Annotated in this window: 27 protein-coding genes; 2 read left to right on the forward strand and 25 right to left on the reverse strand. The window is 61.3% G+C overall.

The features are described from left to right. Positions 1 to 20 precede the first annotated feature (20 nt). A complete protein-coding gene (locus tag AB4O36_RS17390; protein ID WP_460116931.1) occupies positions 21 to 362 on the reverse strand; it encodes a YggL family protein in 342 nt (113 codons plus the stop codon). A gap of 232 nt (positions 363 to 594) precedes the next feature. Here AB4O36_RS17390 and dacB point away from each other — a divergent pair, with 232 nt between their 5' ends. Beyond that, complete coding sequence (gene dacB, locus AB4O36_RS17395) at positions 595 to 2,055, forward strand: D-alanyl-D-alanine carboxypeptidase/D-alanyl-D-alanine endopeptidase (protein WP_460116932.1); 1,461 nt, start codon at positions 595 to 597, stop codon at positions 2,053 to 2,055. A gap of 148 nt (positions 2,056 to 2,203) precedes the next feature. Here the strand turns inward: dacB and AB4O36_RS17400 are convergent, their stop codons facing one another. Then, on the reverse strand, positions 2,204 to 4,597 hold the full coding sequence (locus AB4O36_RS17400; RefSeq protein WP_460139849.1) for a sensor domain-containing diguanylate cyclase: 2,394 nt from the start codon (positions 4,595 to 4,597) through the stop codon (positions 2,204 to 2,206). A gap of 224 nt (positions 4,598 to 4,821) precedes the next feature. Continuing rightward, positions 4,822 to 7,083: a bifunctional 23S rRNA (guanine(2069)-N(7))-methyltransferase RlmK/23S rRNA (guanine(2445)-N(2))-methyltransferase RlmL gene (gene rlmKL / locus AB4O36_RS17405; protein ID WP_460116934.1), complete on the reverse strand. Its 2,262-nt coding sequence runs from the start codon at positions 7,081 to 7,083 to the stop codon at positions 4,822 to 4,824. Between the two features lie 528 nt (positions 7,084 to 7,611). On the opposite strand from rlmKL, the gene rmf reads away from it, so the two are divergent. Next, complete coding sequence (rmf, locus tag AB4O36_RS17410; RefSeq protein ID WP_003223300.1) at positions 7,612 to 7,827, forward strand: ribosome modulation factor; 216 nt, start codon at positions 7,612 to 7,614, stop codon at positions 7,825 to 7,827. A gap of 255 nt (positions 7,828 to 8,082) precedes the next feature. On the opposite strand, the gene AB4O36_RS17415 is transcribed toward rmf, so the two are convergent. The 22 genes from AB4O36_RS17415 to sctN all read right to left on the reverse strand — a co-directional run bounded on the left by AB4O36_RS17415 (position 8,083) and on the right by sctN (position 26,892). Continuing rightward, a complete protein-coding gene (locus tag AB4O36_RS17415; RefSeq protein ID WP_460142153.1) occupies positions 8,083 to 9,102 on the reverse strand; it encodes a quinone-dependent dihydroorotate dehydrogenase in 1,020 nt (339 codons plus the stop codon). 81 nt (positions 9,103 to 9,183) lie between these two features. Beyond that, a complete protein-coding gene (locus AB4O36_RS17420; RefSeq protein WP_460139850.1) occupies positions 9,184 to 10,509 on the reverse strand; it encodes a hypothetical protein in 1,326 nt (441 codons plus the stop codon). Beyond that, positions 10,509 to 10,934 carry a hypothetical protein gene (locus tag AB4O36_RS17425; RefSeq protein WP_460139851.1) on the reverse strand — a complete coding sequence of 142 codons (426 nt, stop codon included), beginning with the start codon at positions 10,932 to 10,934 and terminating at the stop codon, positions 10,509 to 10,511. Before AB4O36_RS17425 ends, AB4O36_RS17420 begins: the two co-directional genes overlap by 1 nt. Continuing rightward, on the reverse strand, positions 10,924 to 11,607 hold the full coding sequence (locus tag AB4O36_RS17430) for an oxygen-regulated invasion protein OrgB (protein ID WP_460139852.1): 684 nt from the start codon (positions 11,605 to 11,607) through the stop codon (positions 10,924 to 10,926). Before AB4O36_RS17430 ends, AB4O36_RS17425 begins: the two co-directional genes overlap by 11 nt. Further along, positions 11,579 to 12,145 (reverse strand): secretion system protein, encoded by a 567-nt coding sequence (locus AB4O36_RS17435; protein ID WP_460139853.1) that lies wholly within the window; start codon positions 12,143 to 12,145, stop codon positions 11,579 to 11,581. The genes AB4O36_RS17430 and AB4O36_RS17435 overlap by 29 nt, the downstream gene beginning before the upstream one ends. Continuing rightward, positions 12,132 to 12,845, reverse strand: a complete 714-nt coding sequence (locus tag AB4O36_RS17440) for an EscJ/YscJ/HrcJ family type III secretion inner membrane ring protein (RefSeq protein ID WP_460139854.1) — start codon at positions 12,843 to 12,845, stop codon at positions 12,132 to 12,134. The genes AB4O36_RS17435 and AB4O36_RS17440 overlap by 14 nt, the downstream gene beginning before the upstream one ends. Further along, entirely contained in the window at positions 12,842 to 13,150 is a 309-nt protein-coding gene (gene sctI, locus AB4O36_RS17445; protein ID WP_460139855.1) for a type III secretion system inner rod subunit SctI, read from the reverse strand. Before sctI ends, AB4O36_RS17440 begins: the two co-directional genes overlap by 4 nt. 56 nt (positions 13,151 to 13,206) lie before the next feature. Further along, complete coding sequence (gene sctF, locus AB4O36_RS17450; RefSeq protein ID WP_460139856.1) at positions 13,207 to 13,467, reverse strand: type III secretion system needle filament subunit SctF; 261 nt, start codon at positions 13,465 to 13,467, stop codon at positions 13,207 to 13,209. A 15-nt stretch (positions 13,468 to 13,482) separates the two neighbouring features. Beyond that, positions 13,483 to 14,640, reverse strand: coding sequence for a PrgH/EprH family type III secretion apparatus protein (locus AB4O36_RS17455; RefSeq protein WP_460139857.1), 1,158 nt, complete (start codon positions 14,638 to 14,640; stop codon positions 13,483 to 13,485). A 67-nt stretch (positions 14,641 to 14,707) separates the two neighbouring features. Then, positions 14,708 to 16,045 (reverse strand): winged helix-turn-helix domain-containing protein, encoded by a 1,338-nt coding sequence (locus AB4O36_RS17460; protein ID WP_460139858.1) that lies wholly within the window; start codon positions 16,043 to 16,045, stop codon positions 14,708 to 14,710. A 184-nt stretch (positions 16,046 to 16,229) separates the two neighbouring features. After that, positions 16,230 to 17,318, reverse strand: a complete 1,089-nt coding sequence (locus tag AB4O36_RS17465; protein WP_460139859.1) for an IpaD/SipD/SspD family type III secretion system needle tip protein — start codon at positions 17,316 to 17,318, stop codon at positions 16,230 to 16,232. A 12-nt stretch (positions 17,319 to 17,330) separates the two neighbouring features. Continuing rightward, positions 17,331 to 18,377 (reverse strand): cell invasion protein, encoded by a 1,047-nt coding sequence (locus AB4O36_RS17470; RefSeq protein WP_460139860.1) that lies wholly within the window; start codon positions 18,375 to 18,377, stop codon positions 17,331 to 17,333. A gap of 24 nt (positions 18,378 to 18,401) precedes the next feature. After that, positions 18,402 to 20,153, reverse strand: a complete 1,752-nt coding sequence (gene sctE / locus AB4O36_RS17475; RefSeq protein WP_460139861.1) for a type III secretion system translocon subunit SctE — start codon at positions 20,151 to 20,153, stop codon at positions 18,402 to 18,404. Between the two features lie 2 nt (positions 20,154 to 20,155). Beyond that, entirely contained in the window at positions 20,156 to 20,626 is a 471-nt protein-coding gene (gene sicA / locus AB4O36_RS17480; RefSeq protein ID WP_460139862.1) for a type III secretion system translocator chaperone SicA, read from the reverse strand. Between the two features lie 138 nt (positions 20,627 to 20,764). Next, positions 20,765 to 21,799, reverse strand: a complete 1,035-nt coding sequence (locus AB4O36_RS17485) for an EscU/YscU/HrcU family type III secretion system export apparatus switch protein (protein WP_460139863.1) — start codon at positions 21,797 to 21,799, stop codon at positions 20,765 to 20,767. Continuing rightward, the gene (gene sctT, locus AB4O36_RS17490) at positions 21,774 to 22,580 is read right to left on the reverse strand and encodes a type III secretion system export apparatus subunit SctT (protein ID WP_460142154.1); all 807 of its coding nucleotides are present in this window, start codon (positions 22,578 to 22,580) and stop codon (positions 21,774 to 21,776) included. The genes AB4O36_RS17485 and sctT overlap by 26 nt, the downstream gene beginning before the upstream one ends. Before the next feature lie 4 nt (positions 22,581 to 22,584). After that, positions 22,585 to 22,839: an EscS/YscS/HrcS family type III secretion system export apparatus protein gene (locus tag AB4O36_RS17495; RefSeq protein ID WP_460116949.1), complete on the reverse strand. Its 255-nt coding sequence runs from the start codon at positions 22,837 to 22,839 to the stop codon at positions 22,585 to 22,587. 8 nt (positions 22,840 to 22,847) lie between these two features. Then, positions 22,848 to 23,507, reverse strand: a complete 660-nt coding sequence (locus AB4O36_RS17500; protein WP_460116950.1) for an EscR/YscR/HrcR family type III secretion system export apparatus protein — start codon at positions 23,505 to 23,507, stop codon at positions 22,848 to 22,850. Next, positions 23,504 to 24,397, reverse strand: a complete 894-nt coding sequence (locus tag AB4O36_RS17505; RefSeq protein ID WP_460139864.1) for a FliM/FliN family flagellar motor switch protein — start codon at positions 24,395 to 24,397, stop codon at positions 23,504 to 23,506. The genes AB4O36_RS17500 and AB4O36_RS17505 overlap by 4 nt, the downstream gene beginning before the upstream one ends. Then, positions 24,394 to 25,155: a SpaN/EivJ family type III secretion system needle length determinant gene (locus tag AB4O36_RS17510; RefSeq protein WP_460139865.1), complete on the reverse strand. Its 762-nt coding sequence runs from the start codon at positions 25,153 to 25,155 to the stop codon at positions 24,394 to 24,396. The genes AB4O36_RS17505 and AB4O36_RS17510 overlap by 4 nt, the downstream gene beginning before the upstream one ends. After that, positions 25,152 to 25,607, reverse strand: a complete 456-nt coding sequence (locus AB4O36_RS17515) for a type III secretion protein (RefSeq protein WP_460139866.1) — start codon at positions 25,605 to 25,607, stop codon at positions 25,152 to 25,154. Before AB4O36_RS17515 ends, AB4O36_RS17510 begins: the two co-directional genes overlap by 4 nt. Continuing rightward, positions 25,591 to 26,892, reverse strand: coding sequence for a type III secretion system ATPase SctN (gene sctN, locus AB4O36_RS17520; RefSeq protein ID WP_460116954.1), 1,302 nt, complete (start codon positions 26,890 to 26,892; stop codon positions 25,591 to 25,593). The genes AB4O36_RS17515 and sctN overlap by 17 nt, the downstream gene beginning before the upstream one ends. Positions 26,893 to 26,894: the final 2 nt, after the last annotated feature.

Genomic DNA, 26,894 nt, shown 5'->3' on the forward strand with positions numbered 1-26,894 from the left:
CTTGCAGCTTGCCGCTGCCATCAAGCCTTATTGATTGGCTTTTCCGGGTACCAGACATCGATCAACGGGCTGACAGTCACTTCGGTCAGCTCGCTGCGGCCTTTGAGCCAGGCTTCAACGGCAGCGCGCTGCTCTTCGGATACCGAGCCACGCTTCTGCAGGCAAACCAGACCGAAGTCGTCGCCGCCCACGTAGCCCAGACCGTTGGCTTCCATGGCTTCTTTGAGGAACGCGTCGAGGAAGGCGTCGATGGCTTCATCAGCCAAATCTTCCTTGAACTCCAGGTTCAGTTCGAAACCCAGCTCTTGAAATTCATCGACGCACAGTTTTTTGCGCAGACGCTGGGAACGGTTAGTCGCCATTGGAACAATCCTCAAAAGTATTAACGGCCGGCACTTTACCAGTTTAAGCAGGCAATTGCCCGGTTCTCTGGGCGAGAGCAGTGACCGCCGGTAAAAAAATAGCGGATCAGGGCACCTGCGCACGGCACAAGCCGCTACACCTTGGGGCATAATGCGGACACTTTAATGTCACTGAGGGACTTTATTTTCATGCCCTCGTATTTTTCCCCTCGGCTGTAGGGTTTTATTTCACATGATCAAATCTTTGCGTCCATTGTTACTGGCCAGCCTTCTTCTCCCCCTGGCCCTCCCCGCTTCTGCCGCCGCCATCAATACCGCGCTGACCCCCAACGTCGAAAAGGCCCTGAAGGCCAGCAAGCTGCCAGACAACGCCCTGTCGCTGGTGATGATCCCGCTCACCGGCCCAGGCACCCCGACCATTTTCAATGCCGACGTCTCGGTCAACCCGGCTTCGACCATGAAGCTTGTGACCACCTACGCCGCCCTGGAAATGCTCGGCCCGAACCACCAGTGGAAAACCGAGTTCTACACCGACGGCACCCTGAGTGGCGGCATCCTCAACGGCAACCTCTACCTCAAGGGTGGCGGTGATCCGAAGCTGAACATGGAAAAACTGTGGCTGCTGATGCGCGACCTGCGCGCCAACGGTGTGACCCAAGTAACCGGCAACCTGGTGCTGGATCGCGGCTTCTTCGTGCAACCACAGTTGCCCGAGTTCAACGATGACGGCAATGACGAGAATAAACCGTTCCTGGTCAAGCCCGATTCGCTGCTGGTCAACCTCAAGGCTCTGCGTTTCGTGGCCCGTAATGACAACGGCCGCGTGCTGGTGTCGGTGGAACCACCGATTGCCAGTATCCGCATCGAAAACCAGGTCAAGGCGCTCAACTCCAAGCAATGCACAGGCGGCGTGCGCTACAACCCCGTGACGCAGCCTGACGGTTCAGTGACCGTGACCGTCGGCGGTCAATTGGGCGACGGCTGCAGCTCGCAGACCTACCTGTCGCTGCTCGATCACGCGACCTACACCGCCGGTGCCGTGCGGGCGATCTGGAAGGAACTGGGGGGCAGCATCCAGGGCAAGGATGTGCTGGCCGCCACGCCTAAAGACGCCAAGGTCATCGCCCGGGCATTTTCCCCGGACCTGGCGGAAATCATCCGCGACATCAACAAATACAGTAACAACACCATGGCCCAGCAACTGTTCCTGAGCCTGGGGCAGAAGTTCCGCACCGAGGCCGACGGCGACGACGCCAGGGCTGCCCAGCGCGTGGTGCGTCAGTGGCTGGCGAAGAAAGGCATCACCGCGCCACACCTGGTGATGGAAAACGGTTCCGGCCTGTCGCGCGCCGAGCGTGTCAGCGCTCGGGAAATGGCCGCGATGCTGCAAGCGGCCTGGCATAGCCCATACGCCGCCGAGTTCATCAGCTCGATGCCGATTGCCGGCACTGACGGCACCATGCGCAAACGCCTGAAAACCACGGCGATGCGCGGTGAAGCCCACGTCAAGACCGGCACCCTGAACACCGTACGCGCGATTTCCGGCTTCAGCCGCGACGTCAACGGCAATACCTGGGCGGTGGTGGCGATCCTCAACGACAAGGCCCCGTTCGGCGCTTCGTCGGTATTGGATCAGGTGCTGCTGGACCTGTATCGCCAGCCGAAATTGCCTGAGACGGCGTCGGTGTTGTAACCGGCGCCCAGCCGATGCTCGCGCCCACAAAAACACCACCGAACCTGTAGGAGCGAGCTTGCTCGCGATTGCGGTCAGTCATTCGACATCTCCATGACTGACACAACGCCATCGCGAGCAAGCTCGCGCCTACAGGAACGGCGGCAACCTAGTTGATCTCGCTTTCCACCCGATCTCTGCCGGCCTGCTTCGCCGCGTAAACACCCGAGTCGGCCCGCAGCAACAGCGCGTCCGCGCCCTCGCCCACCCGCCAGCTGGCAATGCCGAAACTGGCCGTGACGGTCCCGACTTCGTCGATTGGCGTACTGCGCAGCCCCTGCCACAGCTCCAACGCCAACAGATGGGCCTTCTCGCCGTCGATGTCGGGGCACAGCACCATGAATTCCTCGCCGCCCAGGCGACAGAACACGTCGGTGCGCCGCAGCCGGTGACCGATGCGCTCGCAGACCGCTTGCAACACCCGGTCACCCACAGCATGGCCGTGCTGGTCGTTGATGCGCTTGAAGTGATCGATGTCCAGCATGATCACCGACAACTCGCCGCCGCCCCGCTCGACCCGAGCCATTTCGGTCGTCAGGCGCTCCTGGAAGTAACGACGGTTATGAATGCCGGTCAAAGCGTCGGTCACCGACAGCGCCCTGAGTTCTTCCTCGACCCGCTTCAGGTCCGAGATGTCCGAGATGTAGCCGTGCCAGAGCACGCCGCCACCGGGCAGCTCCTCCGGCGTCGCCTCGCCACGCACCCAGCGCAGGCCGCTGGTGGGCAGCAGCACGCGGTATTCCTCGCGCCAAGGGCTGAGCGTGTCCGCCGACGCACGGATCGAGGCGCGGACCCGTGAGATGTCCTGGGGATGAATCCGGGTGAAGATCGATTCGGCGTTGAGCAGCAACACCTCCGGGTCTAATTCGTAGATCTCGCGGATGCCGTCACTGGCGTAGATCACGCTGAAGCGTCCGTCGAACTCCATTTTGAACTGATAGATGCCGCCGGGCAGGTGAGCGCTCAGTTTCTTCAATAGCAGATCCCGTGCCGCCAGGGCCTCATGCACGCGCTTGCGCTCGGTGACGTCGATGCAGATTGCCAGGTGCCCGACCCACAGCCCTTGTTCGTCGAGCACCGGCGTAGCCAGCATGTTCACCGTCAGATGGCTACCATCGCTGCGCACCAGGGTCCATTCCCGCGCCTCGTGCCCGCCCTGCTCGCCGCCTTCGACCAGCATCGCCTGGCACGTCGGGATCGGTTTGCCGTACCGTGCGCTCAACTCCGCCGAGCGCGCTTCGAGCTCCCGGGGCAGCAGGAGATTTTCCAGGGTCATGTGCCCCACCACGCCGAGACTGGAGTAGCCAAGCATCTGCTCCGCCCCGGCATTGAATGTGCTGATGACACCGCGCAAATCCGTGGCGATGATCGCCACCTGGGTCGCGGCGTCCAACACGCCACGCAATTGGCCGTGAGTACCGCGCAGCTCCTGCTCGCGGTCACGCAACTCCTGAGTGCGCTGTTCGACCATTTTCAACGCCCGTTGACGCTGGCTCACCAGCACATAAAGCAACGCACTGAGCAACAGGCTGAGCAGGCCCCCAAGGATCACCAGACTGTTCACCGAGGAATGGTTGGCCCGCAGGAAGGCCTCGCTGGGCTGGATGTCGACCTGATACTCGTGGTCAGCGATCCGCAATTCCCGCGTTGCCGCCAGTTCGCTGTCGGCGGGGCCGCTTGGGGATTCGTAAAGCACTTCATGCTGATCGCCGACGGACAGATCGAGGATGCGGACCGACAGGTAATCGCGGCTGGCTTCCGGCAGGTCCTCAGCCAGCAACTGGCGCATGCTGATCACCGCCATCACATAGCCGAAGGGTTTGCTGTCGGGACTGCTGTTGCGCAGGATGACCGGCGCCACCAGTAGCACGCCCCGTGCGTAGGCTGGGTCAATGCTGACCAGATGCATCGGTTGCGAAACGGCCATCTGCCCGTGCCGGTCCGCCCGTTCAAGGGTGTCGCGGCGCAGCGGTTGTGCCAGCAGGTCGTAACCCAGCGGCGCGCCGAGTTTGCTTTGGGTTTCGCTGTAGAGCACCGGCACATACTCATCGCGCTCAGCCGCCAGTTGCAGTTGCCCGTCGGCGTTCAGTTCGCGAATGGTGAAATCGGCATAGCCCTCGGCGCGTACCCGGCGCTCGAACTCGGCGCGCTCGGGACCACTGACCCGCAGCGCAAACGAATAAGCCTGGGTGCGGCGCAGCAGGGGTTTGGTATAGCCATTGAATTCCTCGCGCTGGACCGCATCGGAATTGATGAAAAACCGGCGCAGCCCATCAAGGCGTTGCTCCTGGTCTTCGAAACGTTCGGTGATGCGGCTGTAACGTTCACTGGCCAGCAGTTGGAAACGTTGCCGCAGTTGCTGCTGAAAGAGGTTGAGGGTCGACCAGGCCAGCAGGCCCGTAAGGACCGCGCCGACAATCAATACCAGCAGCGCGACCATCCAGGCCGAAGCGTCTTCACTGATAAAACCCAGTATCTTGGGGCGCACGGAGTACAACGACATAAAGGCCACTCAAAACGCCAGGTGCTGGAAATGCGCATTGGCCATGTCTTGAGTTATAGCTATTAGCCATCAATTTGGCCAGTACTCGCCGATGGGTGAAACTCAGTTCCCCTGTAGGAGCGAGCATGCTCGCGATGGTCGTCAACGATAACGCGGGGCGCCTGACACCCAGCGGTGTTTTTGAATCCATCGCGAGCATGCTCGCTCCTACAGGAGGATCAGCATCAACGCAGCGTGATCTTCCACGCCCGGTGAATCTTCGCATTACGGCCAAAATCCGGATCGAGGGTCTGTGCCGTGATTTCCTCGACGGCATAACGCTCGCTGAGGTTGGGCTCCAGCTCGAACTTGCGGAAGTTGTTGGAGAAGTACAGCACGCCACCGGGCGCCAGACGGGCCATCGCCAGGTCGATCAGTTGCACCTGGTCACGCTGCACGTCGAACACACCTTCCATGCGCTTGGAGTTGGAGAAGGTCGGCGGGTCGATGAAGATCAGGTCGTACTCGTCACGGCTGGATTCAAGCCAGGCCATCACATCACCCTGCTCCAGGCGGTTCTTGTCGGAGAAACCGTTCAGCGACAGATTACGACGCGCCCAGTCCAGGTAAGTTTTCGACAGGTCGACACTCGTGGTGCTGCGCGCTCCGCCCTTGGCCGCGTGCACGCTGGCGGTCGCGGTGTAGCAGAACAGATTGAGGAAGCGTTTGCCGGCGGCCTCTTTCTGAATGCGCATGCGCATTGGCCGGTGGTCGAGGAACAGCCCGGTGTCGAGGTAGTCGGTAAGATTCACCAGCAGCTTGATGCCGCCCTCGTTGACCTCGACGAACTTGCCCTGCGCCGCCTGGCGCTCGTACTGCTTCGTACCGCTCTGGCGTTCGCGACGCTTGACCACCACGCGGCTCTTGTCGATGTTCAGCGCCTGCGGAATAGCCGCCAACGCGTCAAACATGCGTGCCGAGGCTTTTTCCGGGTCAATGGACTTCGGCGCGGCATATTCCTGCACATGCACCCAATCCTGGTACAGGTCGATGGCCATGGAGTATTCCGGCATGTCGGCATCGTAGACACGATAGCAGTCGATGCCTTCACGCTTGACCCACTTGCCCAGCGCCTTGAGATTTTTCTGCAGTCGGTTGGCGAACATCTGCCCGCCTTCGCTCAAGCGCGGTTGCTCGATCACCACCGGCGCCGGTTTGATCGGGTTGCCATTCTTGTTGTACTGGCGTTCTTGCGGCACGTCCGGGGTTTGATCGTAAGCTGCCTGCTCACGCTCGACCTGACGCTGCTCGGGCGTGCGACGCTCGCCGGTGACGAACTGGTCAGGCGTGACCTTGATCAAGAGCAGCTTGCACGGTAAGGCGCCGTTCCAGAACGAATACTGTTTGTGGCTGCGGATACCCATGCGCTTGCCCAGATCCGGGGCGCCGGTGAACACCGCGGCTTCCCAATTCAGGCATGCTTGGCGCAGACGTTCGCCGAGGTTCTGGTAGAGATAGAGCAGGCTCGCCTCGTCACCCAAACGCTCACCGTACGGAGGGTTACAGATCACCAGGCCTTTCTGGTTCTGGTCAGGACGTGGCTCAAACGTCGCGACTTCGCCCTGGTAGATCTTGATCCACTCGCTCAGGCCCGCACGCTCGACGTTGTTGCGCCCCGGTTGAATCAGGCGCGGGTCGGCTTCGTAACCGCGAATCCACAGCGGCGGTTTGGCCAGGCCAGCGGAGGCACGTTCAACCGCTTCTTCATGGAGTTTTTTCCACAGCGCCGGCACGTGGCCGAGCCAGGCGGTGAAGCCCCACTGTTCACGACGCAGGTTCGGTGCCATGTCGGCGGCGATCATCGCTGCTTCAACCAGGAACGTACCGACACCGCACATCGGGTCGGCCAGCGCGCCGCCTTCGGCCGCGATACGCGGCCAGCCGGAACGGATCAGGATCGCCGCCGCCAGGTTTTCCTTCAGCGGTGCCGCACCCTGCTGCAGGCGATAACCGCGCTGGTGCAGGCTGTGGCCGGAGAGGTCGAGGGAAAGGATCGCTTCGCCACGGTCCAGGCGCAGGTGAACGCGCAGGTCCGGGTTGAGTTTGTCGATGGACGGACGATCACCTTGCGGGGTGCGTAATTTGTCGACGATGGCGTCCTTGACCTTCAAGGCGCCGAAGTGGGTGTTGTCGATCCCCGAACCGTGGCCGCTGAATTCCACAGCCAGGGTGCCATCGCTGAGCATGTGGTCTTGCCACTCGATGTCGAGTACGCCGTGATACAGGTCCTCGGCATCTTTCATCGGGAAACGCTTGAGCACCAGCAGCACCCGGTTTGCCAAGCGAGACCACAGGCAGAGGCGATAGGCCGCTTCCATCGTGGCCATGCCGCGCACGGCCGAGGTGTGTTCGCGGGCTTCTTCAAGGCCAAGCCCGACGGCTTCCTCGATGAGCAGGCCTTCAAGGCCTTTGGGGCAAGTGAGGAAGAGTTCGAAACGATCGGACATGGTGATTCAGAGCCTTTGGCAGAGTGGACCGACAACGCGTTGCCGGACCGGTTTTCAATCAGGCGCTTTTCTCAGAGAGCGCCCGCGTGGCAGGAAGGTGTGCCGACCCACCCGTGCTGCTCGGGTTAGAAGAGCTTAGATGCACGGACAGATAAAAAAGTTGATGCAACAAAATGTCATAACGCGACCCTTCGTCGCATGACGCGCGATTTAACACGAGCCATTCTCACTGGAGGATTACCGTCATCATCTCGTGGGGGGCCGATCATACAGGGGTTTGACCGATAAAGACCCAACAAACATTGAGTTACTTATGGCCTTAGCATCTTTATCGTTACGTCCTTATGACAAAACGATCATTCCCTCGATGTGACGTATTGGTTAGAACTCAACACAGGTTGACGCCACAACTGACGTCAACACCTTGGCTCGCCACGCCGGCAGCGAGCCACCAACGGCAGAAATTTCTGCCAGACCTCGATTGAGGTCAACGCGATAAAAACAGTCAACAAGTGAGGGCTACACCCTATGAGAAGACTTAAGCGTGATCCGTTGGAAAGAGCATTTTTGCGCGGATATCAATATGGCGTAGGTGGCAAATCCCGTGAGCTTTGCCCTTTTACTCTACCGTCAGTACGCCAAGCCTGGATCAACGGCTGGCGAGAAGGACGCGGCGACAACTGGGACGGTATGACCGGCACTGCGGGTATCCACAGACTCAACGAACTTCACGCCGTCGGCTGACACAGGGCACTTAATTCCGACACGACAACCTGATTACGTTTCGACTTACCACGCACGCCCCATCCGGGCGGCGGGCTTCGGCCCAGGGGCTCCTTCGAGGAGCCCTTTTTTATGCCTGCCCCCCTTACTGTAGGAGCGGGCTCGTCGAGGCGTCGAACCGTCGCGATGGTCGTCAACGATAACGCGGGCTGTCTGATGCCCCGCGGTGCCTGGGCCACCATCGCGAGCAAGGCTCGCTCCTACAGGGGTAACTGGTCAGCGCAACGCAGCAATCGCATCCACCGACTCGCGGATCAACGCCGGGCCCTTGTAGATGAAGCCGGAGTAGATCTGCACCAGGCTCGCGCCGGCGGCGATTTTCTCGGCGGCGTGCTTGCCTTCGGTGATGCCGCCCACGGCGATGATCGGCAAACGACCCGCCAGTTCGGCGGCCAGCACTTTGACGGTGTGGGTGCTCTTGTCCCGCACCGGCGCGCCGGACAAGCCGCCCGCCTCGTCACCGTGTTCCATACCTTCGACGCCAACACGACTCAAGGTGGTGTTGGTGGCGATCACCGCGTCCATCCCGGTTTCGATCAGGGCTTGCGCCAACTGAACGGTTTCTTCGTCCGACATGTCCGGTGCGATCTTGATCGCCAGCGGCACGTGCTTGCCGTGACGCAGCGCCAGTTCCGCCCGGCGCTCGGCCAGGTCGGCCAGCAGTTGCTTGAGCGAATCGCCAAATTGCAGGCTGCGCAGGCCCGGTGTGTTGGGCGAGCTGACGTTGACCGTGACGTAGCTGGCGTGGGCGTAGACCTTGTCCAGGCAAATCAGGTAATCGTCAACGGCGCGCTCCACCGGGGTGTCAAAATTCTTGCCGATGTTGATGCCCAGCACGCCCTTGTATTTTGCCGCCTGCACGCGCGCCAGCAGGTGATCGACACCCTGGTTGTTGAAGCCCATGCGATTGATGATCGCCTCGGCTTCGGGCAGGCGGAAAATTCGCGGCTTTGGGTTACCGGGTTGCGCACGCGGGGTGATGGTGCCAATTTCGACGAAACCGAAGCCCAACTGGGAGAACCCATCGATGGCCGCGCCATTCTTGTCCAGACCGGCGGCCAGGCCGACCGGGTTGGGGAACTCCAGGCCCATGACGTTCACCGGCACGTTTGCAGGCTTTTTGCACAGCAAGCCATTGAGGCCCAAACGCCCGCCCGCGCCGATCAGGTCGAGGGACAGATCGTGGGAGGTTTCCGGAGACAATTTGAACAACAGTTGACGGGCCAGGCTGTACATGGGCGGCTTGAACTCAGGGCGGCGAAAAGTGCCGGCGATTATAGCCGGCACGGCGCAGACAGGCGACTGCTTTGCTCGGACTCAAGCCGTCGGGGTTTCGCTCAGCGTGTAGGAACGGTCGGTGCGCATCAGGGCGCCGAAAACCAAAGGAAGGTAGATAGCGGCCGACATGAATCCGATGAACAGGTTCAACAGGCCCTGCGGATCTTCGACCTCTGACGTCTGCAAAATGGAAAACATCGCCGGCAGTATCAGTGTGAACGCATGCGCAACCGCCATCCGCTGCCCGCCAATGTTGAACGCCGTATTGGCGCACTGATGCCGGTCAGGTACCTGAGCGCTTGCGAGCACCTTGAGCGTTCTGTCTCGCTCCTGTTCATAACCGGCAACCGGTGGTTCCGGCATCGACGCGCCCGTCAGCCAGTCACAGCTTCTGCACAGCATGTAGACGACGTCATCCAGGACCAGGCCAAAGCTGTCCAGGCTGGTGCGGATCAGATTGGGCATCAATCCACTGCCATTAACCGTCGGGATCAGTTGTCCCACCTGCGCCAGAATGTATTGGGACACACCGTAGATGACCGCCGTCGCCCCGGTGTTCATCCCGCTGGGGGCGGCCGCATTGTCCTTGAGTGGAAACAGCGTGTTGAGCAGGTCCCTGAGCACCGAGTACAACGTCGCCCCCACCATCGCCGGCAGCGTTTTGCTATCCATGCCTGTCAGGCGCGACGCGATAAGCGCCCCCACCGTCAAGCTTGCCGTCAGCACACGCCAGAGGTTCGAAGAAACGCTTCCCGTGCCGTTCAGTCCGTTTCGAACCGCCCCGACCAGGATCAGTGCCGGGCCAATCATTGCCAGCGCTGACACCCACCAGGCCTTGACCGCGTCGGGTGTGTTACCCATTTTCATGGCATCGTCGACGTAATCACGCACGACGTAATTGAGCATTTTCGTCAGCCCGACGATCAATCCGGTCCGCCCGGCGACGTGGGCCAGATTGAGTGCCGGCCCCTTGGCCGCTGCCAGCAAATCCTTGGCGGCTTCGAACAGGGCATTCATGCGCCCGACCGGGGTCTGCTCGGTGGTCAGCCGCTGCGCCTGAACGAACACCGACTCGAGATCGGAGCCTCCAGAGCGCTGGCCATTCCTGACGAAGTCTTCGATGTCTTGTGCGACCTGGGCGTCGATGTGACCTAAGTCAATCGCCTCGAACTCCCTTGCAGCGGCGGCGCCCATCTGCCTCAGACTCGCCGCAAATCGCTTCGATTGAAGATCCGGCGGAAGTTGCGATGCAAGTTCAGAGGGATGGAGCGCCAGCGCCCCCAGCAGAGGCGGGGAAGTGCCTCGCGACTCTGTGGCGTGCGCTGCTGACGGGGGGGGCAAAGTGCCTAGTACGTTGGTTTCCATTAATTGCTCTCCCTGGCATCGTCGTCCATCGGCTGAAACACATCACGCATGTAGTTCAGCACGGCCAGTTTCATGTTGAAGGCCCGTCCATTGGCACCTTTGATTTCCTTGTAGAGTTGCGACTGCTCCAACCCATCCTCTTTCAGGCGAACCAGCAACTGCTGCGTGACCGTCAACAACGCCTGGGCGTTGGGGTACAGCCGTGTGGTGCCCTCTTCGTCACGCAGCGACTTGAGAAAAACGTAATGAGACTTTTCGCCCCGCCCCTCCATCGCTGACAGGCGCCGATACAGTTCTTCGAAACCGGCCGGCGACTTGTCCGGGGGCGCCCCTGCAGGCTTGCCTAGCGCGGTCATGAATCGCGATTCGAGGGACTCGACGGCGGTCACCGACCTGGGCGTGTGATAGGTGGACTCAATCTTCATGGCGCACCTGCGCGCAGAACCTGGAACAGAGGTCCTGCAACAGATCGATGGAAGCTGCATCCAGGCGTCGCACCGACTCGGGCAGGTGGGTCAGCCGCGCCATCAGCAGGGGTTCCAGGCGCTGGCAAACGGCGTCGAGATCAAATTCAAGTAACTGGTCAGCCAGGCGAAACACGTAGCGCTCCTCGGGCCGATAATCGAAAACCAGCGCGCCGGACCACAGCGCCTGCAATCGCTCGCGCAAGGCAGGGCCTTGAGACTTGCAGCGTTCAGGCAACAACACCTGCAAGGGCACCCGGGTATCGGACTGCTCGGCCAGCCAACGCTCGAGCATCTCGTCCAGCCACTCGCCGCGGACCAGTACATCGCGCAGCAACTCGCGTGCACCGCGCGCCAGGTCCTCGCGCAGTTGCAAGCCGAGCGCCCGCGATCCGAGCAAGCCGTTTGCCAGGTCCTGCGCGGCGCGAACGATGCCACTGGCATAGCCTTCGCTGAACGCCTGGGCGCGAATATCTTCAGCCTCGCCACGAGCCTGCTCGACACACGCTCGCGCACGCCGCTGCGCCTGGATTTGCAAGGCCCGTCGCTGACGCGCCGCGACGAGGTCTTCACGGGCGACCCGCGCGTCGCTCGATGCCGGCATATCACTCAGGGTTCGGATAGAGTCGAGCATGCTGCACCGCCAGGAAAAAAAGCGTTGTATCGGCAGCTGCGTCCGGCCACTGCGCATGCTGATCGACAACCAAGGGAGAAAACTGCAAGGGCAGCCGCTGGATCAACGGCGGCGGGATGAACCCGGACAACCCCACCAGCGCGTTGAAACCCGCCGCTTCCACCTGATGCAGCACCGCGCAGGAGCGCTCGAGCGGCAGGCAAACGCGAGGACCAGGCCGGCAACCGGCAAAGTGGCGCATTGGCGCTGGCAACTGTTGCAAAACCTTGTCCCGCACCAGTTGCGGAAACAGGCGCCAGGCCCCTATCAGGCAAGCGATGTAGGGCAATTGCCGCCACGTCCGAATCCACAACTGCGCCACGGCAGTGAGTGGCATCGAAGTCGATGCCTCAGGTGAGTCCATCCTTTCAAGCAGGATCTGGTTGAGTGCGTGTCGCGCCTCTGCATGATTGAACCCGGCCGGCAATTGCAGCCGCTGCGGGTGCAGATAATCCAGCGGTTCGTCGAGAATCCGCCGCAAACGCTCAACGCACGACATTGCGCCATCCTCTTTTGGACAGTCGGTAACCGAGCCCAGCGCCACCGGCCAACAGCACAATCAAGGGCATCCAGATCCAGCGCGCATCCTGCGGCGCCGCAACCACCGAAGGTGCGACGTGTTGCGTGGGCGAACGTGCCGACAGCACCACCGAGATGTTCTCGTAGTCGACGCCAGCAAAACTGTTCTTCAGAAAGCGCTTGATGTCGCTGATCAGCAACTGCGGCTCGACGTCTCGTTCATGCACGGCCAAGGCCGCCAGGTGAATGGGTGCGACCTTGCGTCCGCCCTCCCCGGCATCCAGGTCGTAACTGATGTGCACCCGTGCCGAGACCACACCCTCAAGAACGGCGATCGATTGTTCCAGGCGCTGCTCCAATGCCGAATACAGCCTGGCTTTTTCTGCTCTGGGGGACGCCACCAACGCATCGCCGGGAAACATATCGGCCACTTGCAGCCGAGGCCGGGAGGGCAACGAATAGAGGTTGAGCAAATCGACGGCGGCGGAAAAATCCGCCTGATCGATCTTCACCGCATAACCGGCTTTACCGGCGTCGACTTTGTTCGCCGCGATGTTGTTGCGTTGCAACAGCGCCAACACTTCATTGGCTTGCTGCTGGTCCAGCCCTTCCAGCAGACTCGGCTGGCGACATCCCGCCAGTGCCAGGCACACCACCAACAAACACACACTCGCCCTCATGATGCGCGCAACAATGTTTCAGCGGTGCCCACCGCCTTGCGGACCAACGTATTGAGCAGATTGATGTCGACGTTGTATTGCCCCATCCGCTCCTGCAATTGCGACAGCGCTTCGGGGCTAGTGATATCGGGACGTTGTGACAGGTGCTCGATTGCCGCCACCTCCCGCGCGCTGTCCACCGCTGCACCTGCGAACGCTTCGATCAGACGATGCTCGAGTGAAACCACCGAACCTTCCTGCGGGCTGCGCAATTGCGTGAAGGCCGCAGGCTCGAACAGCGGTGGAGAAATGCTCTGAACAGTCATGCCGTGCACTCGTGAAAATGGCCATCGCCAGGGGACGATGACCCGTGGAAAAACAATCAGCGGGCCGCCTGGATGATCGCCATGTCGATGTCCTTGAAGCCCTTGACCGTGGTGGTCTGGGCATTGCGGAACACCGTGTAGGACGAGAAGGCTGCCTGGTAGGCCGCCAGCTTCCCGGGATCGGACGCATCGTTCCCGAGATCAGCCAATGCCTTGTCCAGCTCTGTTTTGAGCTTGCTCGCGCCGACTTCGAACGCTGCCGCTTGCTGACCGAGAAAATCATCGACAAAACTCACCGCACTCCCTACGCCAGGCATAGGTCACCTCCAGATTCAATTGGGAAAAAACCAGGACGACGTCGTCGTCTTGATGTAGCCCTGTGGGCCACTTTGAAATGACTTGCCCTTGAGCAAGTCATCCTTGAGCTCGACAGCGAAATGCACGTAGCGATCACCCCACTGTCGATGAAACGCATCGACGTACTGCCGAGCGGCCGCCAGCTCGGCGTCCTGCAAATCCCCGCCGATGGCGAAGGTCACGCTGTTGGCATTCCCGACCCGCCTGAAGGCCAGTGCCAGACGGAGCAAGCCCTGTTCGGCCAAGTCGGCAAGCAGCTTGTCATCCTGTACCTGCACCACCACTTCCCGGGCATAGGGAGCCGCCTTGAGCAACACGTCGAGCAGTTGCGCCTGGCGTTCGGGGGTGAGCAGACTGCGCTGCGCACTGAGCAGCAGCCGGGGTTTCGCCGGGTCCCTGAGGTCAAGCGCGTGCCAGGCCAATTGTGGATCGTGGTCGACCAGCAGGCGCTCCAGGCGACGGCGCTCCTGTTCGACCACCAGTACCTGACTGGTCAACGCCGTGTTGCGCATCAACACTTGCCGGCTCCAACCGGCATCGCGCTCGGAGGCGACAAACACGTACACCTTTTGGTCTCGCCCCAGCACGACCTCGATGTCGGCGCCCATAATCAGGCTGCGCACCTGGGTTTGTGGCGCCGGGCCAGACATCGACCAGAAGCCCGACGACGCCATCAGCAGTGCAGCCCCCAGCCCCGCCGCCACCCATTTCGCCAACCGGGCTGGCGGCCAGTGACGATCAGGCGCATTCGTCGAAAGCCCCGGCTGCCCCACCACCTGCAGTGCCCAAACCTGTCCTGCCTCGAGCACGACCATCTGCAAACCCCCGATCTGGGTGGCTTGCTGAAAGGGGCAATGCCGGGTTTGCGCGCAGTCGCCGAGAATGTGCAGGGTCACGCCGTTCGGCTCATGCTCACTCAACACCACTTCAAAGTTGCAACCGCCCTGCTCCAGGGGAACAAATATCGCGTCCTCGGGAACACTCACGGCCAGGGCTTGCGTGCCTAACAGATCAAGCGGCGCGACGATGAACAAGGTGCGCGGCGCCGCCAGGGGAAACTCGCAGCCCTGGAGCGGACCGTTCAGGATCCGCAGGACACAGGGCTGTTGAGGGGAGGCTGAGGTCTGTGTCACCGATCAGGTTCCGGGCAGTGAAAGTACCCCCATGCTAGAGGCCCTGCACGTGCGGTTCCTGACCCAATTATGCGGTGACGGCCCTACCCTCATCAGAATTGAACAGAGCGCTGGGGCGACTCGGCAAAACCGCCGGATGACCCGCCGAGACGACGCCGATGATTTGCCCGGGCTCACCGGCCTGGGCGATGCGCGCTCGCAGCAACTTTGCCCGTACGCAATGGGGATCATGGTGCAGGCACCTGTCGAGGCTCTGGATTGCCTGCCCATTACGTTGCCAGAACCAGAGATGCCACCCATGCAGGAAATGCACGTCGGCCTGGTCGGCGGCCAGCAGGCAACGTCGGAACAGCACCTGCGCCGCTTCCTCGCAACCACGCAAGCTGGTGAGCAAGGCAAGCCGTGCGATGGCTGATGTGCTGCCGGGGTCCAGCGTCAGAGCTCTGGCGACCGCCGACTGTGCCAGGTCAATGGCGTCGTCCTGATCGCACAATCCCAGCATCGCCTGCCCCAGCCAGACATCGACCAGGCCACACCAGGCGGGGGCGTAACGCTCATCCAGCTGCAGGCCATGACGGAACTGCACCAGTGCTTCGCGCAGGCTTTGCGGTGTGTGTTGCTGAACGTTGCATAACCCGTTGAGGTAAGCCACCACGGCCGGGTAGGACGAGCACGTATTGGCACAGGGGCGCAGGCCCGGCAAACGCTGGGCAACCAGACGGGTCAATTCGCCAAGCGCCTCTTCCAGGCTCTCCCCGGGCAGCGCCTGTGCATGCAACAGCGCATGATCGCTGCCGCGTATCAACTCGGTCGACCACTGTTGTCCACCCTCACGCTGCACATGCCGCCCTGTCAGGTAAAAGTCCGCCATCAGCTCCTCGACCATACCCCGCGTGTCGACAGGCGGGTCATAGGCGACCATCAAGCTTGATGGAACGACGTGAAGCGCCTCGCCGAATGCCGTGGTCAACTGGCGGATCATTGCGTCCTGCCAATCCAGCGCCAGCGATTGACTCACACCGCGAAACGGCAGGACAGCCAAGGACGAGACCTTGGCCGCTGTCTGTTCGTTGACCCTTAGTGCCACCACCGGGCAAGTGAACCGATAACCCTTGCCGTATACCGTTGCAATGTAATCCTTGTTGTCCCTGAGCAGCTTGCGCAAGGCGTAAATGCAGCGGGTCAACGATTCCTCGCCGGCATCGATCGCCGGCCATGCACAGTCGAGCAGATGATCCTTGGTGATCACCTTGCCCGCCGATGCCAGCAGCAAGCGCAACACACTCAGTTCTTTGGGGGGTACATGGACTCCGTGTCCATCTCGCATCAGCGTTCCGTCGCTTTGCAGGAGCCAGCGGTCAAACACAAATGACCGGCCCGGCTTTTCATCAGTTGCACTGTCCATATTGGAAAACTTCTCTACAGGAAGGTACTGAAACGCAATCGAGCCCGCCGTAGAGCGGGCTCAAGATGACAAGCTGCGTGACTATAGGAAGTTGAGTGCGATGATTCCGCAGGGCGATATCACATCTGTGCGAAAGGAAAGTCGACTGTTGCCGTAGGACAAAACCGTAAAAATACCGTGCCTGTCAGATGTTGAGCATCGCCCTGAGCATCTCCGCATACTGACTCAGGTGCGAAGACAGGATCTTGTTGAAGTTATCGTGGTAGGCATTGGCGTTGGAGTATTTCTGGGTGAAGGATTGCAGCATGTTCTTCAGTCGCTCCTCCTGGGCGTTGAAGCCGGTTTGCCAGGACTGGAACCGGGCGGAATCCCAGGTGACACTGGCCCCCGTCGGCAGTTGGCTGATCATGGTGTTCAAGGGGCTGAGGTCCATGACCACGCTGTAGGTGCCGTTGGTGTTTTTCCTGAGGCTTTCGGCCGGCAGGCCCAGCGCCGCCAGCCACTTTTGTGCCTCTGCCCTGCTCGCGCCGTTGCTCATCCCCGGAGCCGGGAACAATACGGCGGCGGGATTGGGTGGCGAATATTTGCGCACCAGTGTGCGCAACGCTGCTGCAAGCTGCCCCACATCCAGCTTGACCTCCTTGCCGTCCTTCACACCTTCGATCCAGTCCTTCAGCTTGGCGGTGATCGCCTGGTTGAAGTCGCCGAAGAACCGGGTGAAGCCATCGATGATGTGTTGATAGACGGCGAGGTAGCTGTTCTTGATCAGCTCAATCAGTTCGCGCAGTTTGCCGAAGAATTCACCAGGCGGGGCATCGCGCCGATCCAAGGCGTCGGCAATGTTCCCAGGCAGTGCAGCCTTGTCGTCCAGTTCGGCCCACACATGCTGTTGAGCGGCAATGAGACGGTCCTGCTCTGCCTCGGACAGGGTTTGCTGCACATGCGCCATCAGCGTACCCGTCCGGTCCACTTGCTGCGCCCAGATTTGGCCGCGAATGCGTTGACCCTCGAGCTGCTCACTAAACGCGGTGATGTCGGCTTGCGCAGTAGCGCCTGTCAACAACAGACTCGTCAGCTTTTCAGCGGGTGGCTGGACCCTCAGCAGGTTGCCAAGTTGGCGATTGACCCCTTTGCTCGCTTGTTCCAACAGCTGGCCCAGAGGTGGGTCAACCTTCGCTGCTGCGGGTAATTCGGACGGCTGGGGGATGTCGGCAACTTGATGGGAATCTACGGTCTGGCGATTCTGGGGCGCTATGAAGTCGACAATGTTCATGCAGTTCTCCGATCAGGCCATTTTGCTGATCACGTCTATCCGTGACTGAAACAATTGCATGGCTATTTCCATGAGTTTTTGCAACAACGCGGCATCCGCCGAGTCCTTTTGCGCGACTTCATCGCCCAGGCCTTTTTGCACGTTCTGTGCACTTTGTTGCAGGACCTCCTTCTCCCGCGCGGCGTGCTCGCCCATGCGCACCATGCTCGTTACCACCTGGCTCAGGCTCATCGACATCGCGTTGAGCGCACGGCCGATTTCCAGGCGCTTTTCAATGCCTTTTCCGCTCGCCTGGCTCAGCCAGTCGGACGTTCGCCCGACGTTCTGCGCCTTGATGATTTCACGGTTGAACCAGGCTTGCTCCTGAGCGCTCAACGTCGAGCCCTGGGGCTTGAAATCGACGGTTTTCAGGCGGGCAAAATCATCGAAAGTGGTCACCTTGTAAGGGGTGTCCGGGTTCCAGTCATCGCGAGCGCGCGCCTGCTGCAAGTCACGCTCCAGGGTGCCGGCATCCAGCGAATTGCGCTTGTGCAGATCAATGTCTGCCTGCTTGAGTCCCTGCCCCTGAAAGTTCTTGAGCAGTGCAAAACCGGCGATGGTCCCCGAAACCACTGCGGCCGTGATGGCGCTGTACATCGCGGCCTTGCCCGACTCGACAATCGCCGCGCCCTGGGACTTGGCGGCGTCAGAGGCCATCACGCTGAAATGCCCTCGAAGCTGGGCGTTGGCCACCCGTGCGACATTCAACGCGATGATCGCGGCCACCAGCACGTTGGCGTGCTTCTCCCAGGCGCCGGGGTCGAAGATCAGATCGTTGCGCACTTCATCGCCTGCCGCCAGCGTGGCGGCGAGCCAATCACGCTGATCGGACTCGTTGGGTTGATAGCCGTTGATGGCGCGCGCCAGTTCCTCTGGCGAAGTGTCCGACAACGCTTGCAAAACCTGTCCCTGCCCGACCACGCGCTTGAGGTCCGAGTCATCGGACGAGAGCCAGACTTTGTCCGTGATCACCGTGACAGGTGACAGGATTGGGGCTGCAGTGCTGGGATTGATGTTCATGGAAAACTCCTTGTATCCGTGGATTCAGGCGTTGCGTGCCATATACAGACTGACCGCATGGCTGCGTTGCTGGTCGGCAAGGACTTGCTCGATCTGTCGGCTGCGGTCCTGCATCGCCTTGCCATAATCCTCGACCACCCGCGTGAGATAGCCGGTAATTTGCTCGTTGACGGCCGTGCGCACCCGCACATCCGCCAGGCGCCGGGCGGCCTGGGCTTGATGCGCACCGCTCTGGACACCCAGCGCTCCCTGCGCACCGACGCCCGCAAACTCGGTGACAGCCTGGGCGATTTCGACCCTGGCCGCGTAACGGGCCAACGTCACCGGGTCCGCACCGTTGCTGACGAAATGGCGCAGTTGGCTGAGCATCTGGGTCAGGGTATTACCGAGCGAGGACGCCAGTTGCCTGGTGGCCTGCACCGCGGCCGGTGCGGCTTGCGCCACCACCGCGCCGATTTTCGACGCGATGGCGCCAAGCATCGGGCCAATCACCTTGATTCCGACCATGGCCGTGAGAACGATTGCGGCGAGTGTGGCGGCGATGCCTGCGATCATGCCGGCGATCTGGCCGATGTCCTTCGCCGTTTTTTCATCGACACCCAAGGCCATCAACGTCTTTGTGTACAGCTCGGTAAACAGCTTCACGGCTTCCTGCATCACCGCCGTCAGCGGCTTCATCACTTCGCCCATGAACGACGTTCCGGTGGCTTGCTTGACCACCTCTTCGGCAATCATGATGGCGGCACCGATCACGCCTACGGCAATCAGCACCGGATTGACCGTCAGGACGCCCGCGACAATGCTGGCGATGGACACCAGGGCGCCGACGATCTTGCCGACACAGCCCATGGTCTTCTGCATTGCTTCGGCTTTACGGACTTCTTCCAGGTATTTTTCCGACTCAACCTTCATTTTTTCCTGCAACCGGGCCTGCAGTTCCAGCAACAACGCCTGGTTGAGTTCTTCCTTGTTCTGCGCGGCGTCGCCCAGCAGCTCAATGATTTTCAACCGGTTGAGCAAGGCCAGGGCACTGGCGTTGAGCGCTTTTTCATCGGCTTGGCTGATCGACGGGCCAATCACGCCCGCCTGCTCCACCTGCCGGGCCACGACCAGCAAGGACCGGGCGGCGGCATTGGCGGTCTCGATCAGTTTCAGTTGGGCATCGGTGGCTTTCTCGACCACCCGGGTGGCCTTGGCCAGTTCGGTTTTAACACGGTCGCGAACAGCCGCTTCGTTCACCTGTTCAGGAGAGCCGGGCGCCAGCCCTGCCAGGCGGGTTTCGCTTTCAGTCAATTGGCGCTTCAGGTATTGAACGCGCTCATGCAAAGGTTCCAACTGTTGTCGACCGAGGTCCACGGCGCCTTCCGCCGCTTCCATCGCGGCCACCGCCGACGTGTATTTGGCCGCCAGTTTTTCGTGGCCCTGTTGCCTCGCGCTCGCCAGGCTTTGCAACATCGTCAACCGGTTTTTGAGCTTGTTGACATCGACCTCGCCGAGCAGCTCGCTGATCATCGCCATGAGCAACGTGAACATATCACCCTGCGATGCCTTGCCATTGTCGCGGGCCAGGGGCGGGTGCAATTGCGGCCGGCCGATGACCTCGACGGGCGTTCGCGCACCCGCGTCGTATTGAACCGACATCAGGTTCCCCAGCGCTTCCTGGCCTGCCTTGTGGTAATTCACGGCGTCCAGCTTCGTAGGCTTGTCGTCCAAGCGTTCGGAACGGCCAGGACCTGGCGTAAAAACCGGAATGAATGTGCTGCTGATTTCGCTCATGTTCAGTTCTCTTCGATGGGGGCCAGCGTGTCGAGGTACACCTGGGCCTGTTGGCGCAAGTTCTCTTGCGTGGCCTGTTCAAGCACGTACTGGAAACACGACCTGGCCTTGCCAATCTTGCCCAGGGCGAGCTGGCACTGACCGGTGTAGAACATCGGTCGATAGTCGTTGCGGCCCTGGGCGAAGGCGATGGCGTACAGGTCGATCGCTTTCTGGTGGTTGTGCTTGAGCTGATGCACCGCCGCCAAACCCATCCAGTAATGGCTGTTGTAAAAGTCGTAGATGCACAGGAAGTGGAAAAACTTCTCGGCATCGTCCAGCCGCCCCTGTTCATAGAACTTGAAGGCGAAGCCATACAGGCCGTCCATGTGTTCGTCGCGAAGTCCCTGCACCTCCTTCAATGTCGCCCCACCCAGGACGGCATCGACGACGTCCATGGCGACCTGTTCGTGTTGTTGCTTGTCGCGACTCATCGGCCACACTCCTGAAAAATTGCCAGCGCTACTGGCCACTGCATTGAGCCAAAGCATCACGAGGCAGCGCTGCCAAATAGCGCTCATGCAAGCCTCGCGAGCCATCGAGCCTCGACCGGCAGCGCCTACGGGAATGCGTCAGGCCTGCTCGACTTGTTCCAGCCAGATCAACAGGCGCAGCACTTCCTCGACCTCCTGCACCTGGAGAAAGCTGTAGCGCTGGTGGGTCTTGTAGATGCGCCGGGCCAGGGCGGGGTCGTTGATGACCGGGACGCCGACTTTGTTGGCATACGCCCGGACGGCCAGGGCGCGTTGGTTGGTTTCCATCAGGGAGATGAAAGGCAGTACGGTGATTTCCGGCCGGAAATACACGCCGATGGCGATGTGAGTGGGGTTGGCGATGATCATCCGTGAGCTGCGCACATCGGATTTGACCTGCTCGGACAACAACTCCAGGTGCAGGTCGCGGCGGCGCCCCTTGATCTGCGGGTCGCCGTCCAGCTCCTTGTGTTCACGCTTGACGGCGTCCTTGTCCATCTTCTGATCGCGCATGAACAGCCAGTATTCACTCAGCGCATCGAGCACCACGATCAACAGCACGCAGAGCAGAAACGCCAACACCAGCACCAGCAGCAAGTGGCCCCAGATCGCAAACAGATCCCGGGTGCGGGCAAACAGCTGGGCAAACAGCAATTTGCGCTGGGTGATCCAGACAATCCACAGGGCCAGGGCAAAACTGCCCAGGTACAACAGCGCTTTGACCGTGTCCTTGAGCGTGCGCAGGCTGAACAGTTTTTTCAGGCCATTGATCGGGTTCAACGCGCCGAAGTTCAGCTTCAGGGCTTCGCTGGCCATGGCGAAGCCGCTTTGCAGCAATGCCGGAATGGCGCTGGTCAGGGCGCACACCACCAGGAGCGGCATCAGCGCCTTGAGCCCCACCACGACCAGTGTCGCCGAATACTGCTGCAGGTCGGCGTTAAAACCCGAGGCGATGATGCGTCGATAGCCTTCCATCAGGTCCAGCAGCGAACTGTTGAACACCATGTAGGCGATGCCGCAAAGCGTCAGGCAGGTGACCACCAGATCCCGCGCCTTGAACGTCTGCCCTTTGCGCGAAGCATCACGCAGGCGCTTGGCGGTGGGTTTCTCAGTCTTCGAAGCGCTGGAGGACATTGCCCGCCTCCCCGTCGACAGTCAGGTGCCGTTCGAGCATTGGCAAACTGGGTGCCATGCGCAGGACTTCATCGGGCAAGTGCACGCCGAAATACGCCATTAGCACCGCCAGTGCCACCAGGCTCTTGATGGTCAGCGACACTGAAAACGCGTTCATCTGCGGTGCATACCGCGAAAGGAGACCCAGCAGCGCTTCACTGATCAACAAGGTGGCCACCACCGGCGCGCTGATGACCAACATTTTGTCCATCAGCGCATCGAGCAGGCCATACAGCGCCTGCACGCTCACGGCGCAGGAGGTGACCGGTGCACACAGGCGATAGCTATGGCCGACGGTCTCGAGCATCAACAGCAGACCACCGCCTTCGAGATACACCACGGCGGCAAACAGTTGCAGAAAGTTCGCCACCTCCGAGGTATCCACGCCGTTGGCGGGGTCGACGGTACTGCTGAGCAAAGCCCCGCGCTGGTTATCAATCAGGTTGCCCATGGCGTGCAGGACCCAGAAAGGCCAGCACAACAGGCACCCGAGCAACACACCAATCCCGGCTTCGCGCAGCAGCAAGCCGAGAAACGCCAGGCTGTCGAGACGCGGCAGCGGCTCGCCTATATATCCCCAGAACCCGGCCGCCACCAGCAGGATCACCGCCTGCCGGGGTGCTCCGGTCAGCACGCCACTGTTGAGAAACGGCAGCATGAAAAACATCGGCGCCAGCCGCGCGAATCCCACGAGCGCGCCAGCAAACCAGGCGTACAGATCGAAGAACAGCGTCACCGACATCCCGCTAAGCCAACGCCAGGCGGATGACTTCACGGCTGAAATCGAGCAGGGTTTCGCCATACCATCCCGACAGCAGAAACAGGCATGCCGCCACCGCCAGCAGCTTGAAACCGAAAGGCAGCGTCTGCTCCTGCAACTGAGTCACCGTCTGGACCAGGCCAACCACCAGGCCGACCACCGTGGCGACGATGATCGGCCAGGCCACCATCAGCAAAATCAGGTACAGGGTTTTATTGCCGGCATACACCAGATCGTTCACAAGCGCCCCTAGGCCAGCAGGGTCAGGTATTGCCTGACCAAGCCGGTCGACAGCAGCGCCCAGCCATCGAGTGCAACGAACAACACCAGTTTGATCGGCACCGAAATGATCACCGGGCTCATCATCATCATGCCCAGCGCGAGCAGGATGCTGGAAATCACCAGGTCAACGATCACGAAAGGCAGGTACAGGTAAAAACCGATCTTGAACGCGCTTTTGATTTCACTCAGCGCGTAGGCCGGCAACAAGGCGAACAGCGAGGGCGCAAGCGCCTCATCGTCGGCCACGCTGCTCTCGTCATCGCTCTGCACCGCTTGCGCGCGCTCGAAGAACAGTGCCAGTTCAGGGTCGGTGTACTTGCGCAGGTAATCCTTGTAGCCACCGAGGCCGTTCTCGGCAAAATCGACCACCGACTCGATGTCGGTAAAGGCGACCGCCTCTTCCTTGTAATAGCGATAGCCCTGTTTCATGACCGGCGTCATGACGAAAATCGCCAGCATCAAGGCGATCGCATTGAGGGTCATATTCGACGGCACCTGCTGCAAACCCAAGGCGTTGCGCACGATGACAAACACGATGGAAAACTTGATGTAGCAGGTGCCCGCCGCCACCAGGAACGGCAGCAGCGAGGCGAATGCCAGCAGTGCAATCAGCGAGACATCATTCATCGCGACTGTTCCGCCGCGTACACCTGGAGCACCTCGATCCCCAACCCATCGTCCAGTTGCACCAGCTCGCCACGGGCAACGGATTTGCCATTGGCGCGTATCTCGATGTGACGGGCAGCATCGCTCGGCAAAGCGATGAGTTGTCCATCCAATATCCGCGCCAGCGTGCCCAGATCAGTCGCCTGGGAGGCGAGCAGGAATTCAAGGCGCACTGGCAGAGTCGTCAGTTCGTCCGGCGCGGCGATGGCCTGGTCGGCGACCGTTGCTTGCATGTGTAGTCCCTCTTCAGTGAACGTGAAAACGCCAATGCAACGATTGGCCAGCAGACAGCGGTCGATCCGATGTTCCATACGCAGGACATCGCCCTGCCCCAGCCTCGCCAAACTGCCATGAGTGAGGTAGCTGATACCCAGCAACCACTGCAGATGCAGCGGCAGATCCTGCAACACGCGCGTCGATGGCGGCTGTTCACTGACCGGTCGCCGCGTCGGCAGCTGCGTCACCCACACTCGTCCGCGCGGCGTGTCGAGCCATGGCAAGTCGTCGCCCGGCAGGGCCTGCCCAGTGACCAGCTCAATCTCGGTCAGTGCCTGGTAACACAATGCCTGCACCTGCGGCAGCAACGGTTGCGGCACGGACTGGAAGAGGTGCGCGATGCTCGTGGCCGAACCTTCCCCGGGCATCCAGGCGTGCAGTTGCGGCAGCGTGTGCTGGAGCCACTCGTGGGGGCTGACCAGGCCACGCCAGTCGCCAGCGCAAAACCCGAGGTAAGTCGTTTGTGGCGCCAGCCGGCCCAGCCCCGCCCCCTGACCAGCCTGGCGCCAGCCCTGCACCGCTTTTACGCGGGCGTGCGTCACGGCCTCTACCCGGCGCAACTGCAACGAACTCATTCGGGAGACTCTTGCGGTTCATCATCCCGTGCCTGCCGGGCATCCTGACGCGGTTGCTCACCCCGCTGATCCACCAACCGCCAACCGGGATCGCGCAGGTGTTCGAACGGTGCCTTGAGGTGGTCGAACACCTGGCCGTTGCTCGGAGTGAGCAGCAGCGTGCGCGCCGGCTCCTCGGATTCTCGAGTGACCGTCACCTGCCCGCTGACCACACCTTTGTTGAAGGGCACCTGCAACAGACCTGGGTAAGGTGCCACCGGCGTTTCACTCTTCATCTCGAGGCAGGGTTTTGGGGTTGGTGTCGGAGTGGTCGGGAGCAAGAGCGGCTGGCCCGAATGTACGGGGCGTGTGCCGTATAGGTTGATGGAGACTTCGGCCTCGTCGACAGAGGGAATCACCGGGACATCAACCGTTTGCTCGATGGGCAGAGGGCCAGGCGCGTCGGCCAAGGTATCGACGATGTTTGGCGTCACACTCAGGGAGGGGGTCGTTGGCTGCACGGGCGCCTTCACGGGTAAGTCGAGTCGTCGCTGCGCTGCACGCTCAGGGCGCTTTTCACCCGCAAGGGCCCGCGTTTGGACAGCACCACCATTGGATGGGGGCTGCACCACCAGCATCGCCAGCAAATCCAGCACGCCTTGCGGCAGTTCATCCGGTTGAGCCGGTACGCGCAAAACCGACGGCCCATGGGCGATCACTTCGTGATCGGGTAACCCACTCGGTGCCGCCGCCGGTGTAACCGAGGAAACGTCGTTCATCGCCCTGCTCCCATCATTTCTTCGCTGTCTCGTTCTTCTCGGCGCAATCGCTCCAGCCATTGCGTACGTGCCATTTGCTGCACAGACCGCGCGCACGTCTCGTACTGACGCCGCGCATCACCCAACTGCTGCCGTTGCTGGTGCAGCAACTGCTCCAGTTGCCTGCACTGCCCGGCGACGTGATCGCGCTCCAGGCGCAGCAGATCAATCTGGCGTCGGATCACTGCCTGGGTACGTAACAACGCCAACAGCTGCCTGCAATCCAGGGTGCAATCGCTGGCGCGATGGCTGGCCAGCAGATTGCGCAACGAGGCCTCCTGGCCGTCGAATGCCGAGAGTTCACGCAGCAGTGGCTGCAACTGCTGGTGAGTCAGGTGCAGCGCCCGTTGCGCACGTTGCTGGCGCATTTGGCGCAGGGACAACAGGCGCTGTCGGTCAGGCAAAGAGTTCATCGAGGCTCCGCAGGGTTTCGTCCGGGGGACAATGTTCGGCCGTCGGTTGACGCAGCCAACAGGTCAGGGCCTCGCGGCGTTGCAATGCCTGGTCGTTGGCGGCATCGACACCCGCGGTGTACTCGCCCATGTCGAGAAATACCTGCAATTGCTCCAGGCGAGCCAGGTCGGCGCGCACCGACGCGGCCAATTGCTGCGTCTGCGCGCCGGTCACTTGGGTGGCCACTCGGCTGACGCTGCGCAAGACATCGATCGCCGGGTAATGCCCTTTGGCGGCGAGCGCGCGGCTGAGCTCGAGATGGCCGTCGAGAATCGAGCGGATCTCTTCGGCAATCGGGTCCGGTTCGTCGTCACTTTCCAACAGCACCGTGTACCAGGCCGTGATGCTGCCGCTGGCAGTGACGCCCGGCCGTTCCAGTAATCGCGGCAAGGCGTCGAACACCGACGCGGGATAACCCCGACGGGCCGGCGCCTCGCCAGCCGCCAGGGCCAGGTCGCGACGCGCCCTGGCGTAGCGGGTCAGCGAGTCCATCAACAACAGCACATGCCGGCCTTGATCGCGGAAATACTCGGCGATGGTCGTGGCCAGCAACGCGCTATTGCAGCGATCCACCGAGGAGTAATCCGAAGTCGCGAACACCACCACGCACTGTGCTCGTCGGGGCGACTGGCGCAGGCTCTCGATGAATTCGGTCACTTCACGCCCACGCTCACCGACCAGGCCGATGACAAAAACGTCGGCATCGCTGTGACTGATCAGCATGTTGATCAAGGTGGTCTTGCCCGACCCCGCCGAGGCGAACAGACCGATGCGCTGCCCGACCCCGCAGGTCAGCAGGCCATCGATGACCCGGATACCGGTGCTCAGCGCCTGTGTCACCGGCCGCCGCTGGTAATACGCCGGAGGATTGGCATCCACCGGATACGCCTGAGGTGCCTCGGTGCTCGGCGGTGCCAGTCGCTCAACAATCTGCCCCTGGGGATCGACCACACTGCCCAGCAGCGCCTCGCTGCAGTTGAGGCGCAAAGTCGCGCCCGTGGGCACGATCATGGACGCCCTGGACAACCCCCTGCCGTCGCCCAGCAGGCTGAGCACCACCGCGTCGGGTTGGAAACCGATCACCTGCGCCCGCGCCGCCACCTGCGGCGAGCGCCAGTGACCGCGTACTTCGCAGATTTCACCCACCACGACATTGTCCAGTGCCGCTTCGAGCAAGGGGCCCCGCAAACGCAGCGGGTGCGCCGCGCGCCGTTCCAATTGCAGGGGGGTCAGGAGGTCGTTCATCG

This window comes from Pseudomonas sp. S2_E01, from assembly GCF_054668365.1.